This window comes from Streptococcus sp. GMD4S, from assembly GCF_000296955.1.
Genome location: NZ_AJRE01000007.1, coordinates 1 through 2,008 on the forward strand (window position 1 = coordinate 1; position 2,008 = coordinate 2,008).

2 protein-coding genes and 1 pseudogene are annotated in these 2,008 nt (G+C 41.9%); all 3 read left to right on the forward strand.

The window, feature by feature from the left end; genetic code table 11:
* A partial coding sequence (locus GMD4S_RS13455) for an SHIRT domain-containing protein (RefSeq protein ID WP_000685446.1) occupies nt 1-1,376 on the forward strand: 1,376 nt, incomplete at its 5' end.
* A gap of 157 nt (nt 1,377-1,533) precedes the next feature.
* Nucleotides 1,534-1,854 carry a PadR family transcriptional regulator gene (locus tag GMD4S_RS00085; RefSeq protein WP_000423979.1) on the forward strand — a complete coding sequence of 107 codons (321 nt, stop codon included), beginning with the start codon at nt 1,534-1,536 and terminating at the stop codon, nt 1,852-1,854.
* Nucleotides 1,854-2,008, forward strand: a pseudogene (locus tag GMD4S_RS13950) (DUF2812 domain-containing protein); the annotation flags it as partial. The gene GMD4S_RS00085 and the pseudogene GMD4S_RS13950, both read left to right, overlap by 1 nt.

A 2,008-nucleotide genomic window follows, 5' to 3' on the forward strand; every position in this document is an offset into this window, starting at 1 on the left:
TGCTTCCAGCAGACCAAACAGACTTGAAAGACGGTAGTCAAGCGACTCCAACTCAGCCAAGTAAAACGGAAGTGAAGACAGCAGAAGGCACATGGAGCTTCAAGTCCTATGACAAGACATCTGAAACTATTAATGGAGCAGATGCCCACTTTATCGGTACTTGGGAATTCACTCCAGCGCCAACAGTGACTCATAAGGCAACTCACGAGTTTGTCAGCGGAACTCCAGGAAAAGAACTTCCACAAGAAGTAAAAACTCTGCTTCCAGCAGACCAAACAGACTTGAAAGATGGCAACCAAGTAACTCCAACACAACCAAGTAAAACGGAAGTTAAGACAGCAGAAGGCACATGGAGCTTCAAGTCATACGACAAGACTTCAGAGACTGTCAACGGTTCAGATGTTAAGTTTGTAGGAACATGGGAATTTACAGCGAGCCCAGCATCAACAGTGACTCATAAAGCAGTTCACGAGTTTGTCAGCGGAACGCCAGGAAAAGAACTTCCACAAGAAGTGAAAACCTTGCTTCCAGCAGACCAAACAGACTTGAAAGATGGCAACAAAGTAACTCCAACGCAACCAAGTAAAACAGAAGTGAAGACAGCAGAAGGTACCTGGAGCTTCAAGTTCTACGATAAGACATCGGAAACAATTAATGGATCAGATGTTAAGTTTGTAGGTACATGGGAATTCACCCCATCCCCAACCTATAAGGCAACTCACGAGTTTGTCAGCGGAACTCCAGGTAAAGAACTTCCACAAGAAGTGAAATCCCTGCTTCCATCAGACCAAACAGACTTGAAAGATGGCAGTCAAGCAACGCCAACGCAACCAAGTCAAACAGAAGTTAAGACAGCAGAAGGTACCTGGAGCTTCAAGTCTTATGACAAGACATCTGAAACCATCAATGGAGCAGATGTTAAGTTTGTAGGTACATGGGAATTTACAGCAACTCCAGTTCCAACAGTGACTCATAAAGCGGTTCATGAGTTTGTCAGCGGAACGCCAGGAAAAGAACTTCCGCAAGAAGTGAAAACCTTGCTTCCGGCAGACCAAACAAACTTGAAAGATGGAAGTCAAGCAACACCAACGCAACCAAGTCAAACAGAGGTTAAGACTGCAGAAGGCACATGGAGCTTTAAGTCCTATGACAAAGCATCAGAAACCATCAATGGAGCGGATGCCCACTTCGTCGGTACTTGGGAATTTACCCCGGCACCAAATAAAAATTCTGGAAATAATAGCCAACCAGAAGAAGGAAGTAGTCAAACTAAGGCCTTGTTACCAAACACAGGCTCTGCAGTATCTGGTCTTCTTTCAATCATCGGTCTTGCCTTTGCAAGCCTAGCAGTTTTTGTCCTTCGCAAGAAAGACTAAGTCACTCTTAGTAAATGAGAGATTAACTGCTTAATTTCGTAGTATAAGAAGAGAGAACGAGAAATCGTTCTCTCTTTTTCTTGCATTTTATATCGAGATGTGATATAGTTTATATAACGAGGTGCGATATATCAAACTAAATAGGAGGTGTGATTAAATGGAATTAACAGATAAGATCAGGCGTGTTTACCTTCCCATGACTGAAACAGGTTTTTATATCTTGTTTTGTTTACAGAAGGAGAACCATGGATATGGTATCACACAAAAGGTCAAGGAAATGACAGATTCGCAAGTTTCGATTAGTCCTGGAACTATGTATGGGACCTTGTCAAAGATGGAAAAGGATGGCTTGATTTCCTTTGTCCGAGAAGAGGAAAAACGTAAAATCTATCAGATCACAGACTTGGGACGAAAAGTTTTAGATATTGAATTGAAACGTATTGAACGGCTCTACAGAAATAGTCGGGAGGAAGGATGATGGAAAAGAAAATTGTTTACCGAATTTTTACAATTGCGGATTATGAGAGTGAGGCTCTATACTTTAGAGAAATGCATGCTGAGGGCTGGAAACTTAGGAAAGTAAGCTATTCTATCTTATTGTTTGTAGTCAAGTATACCTTTGAAAAGTGTCA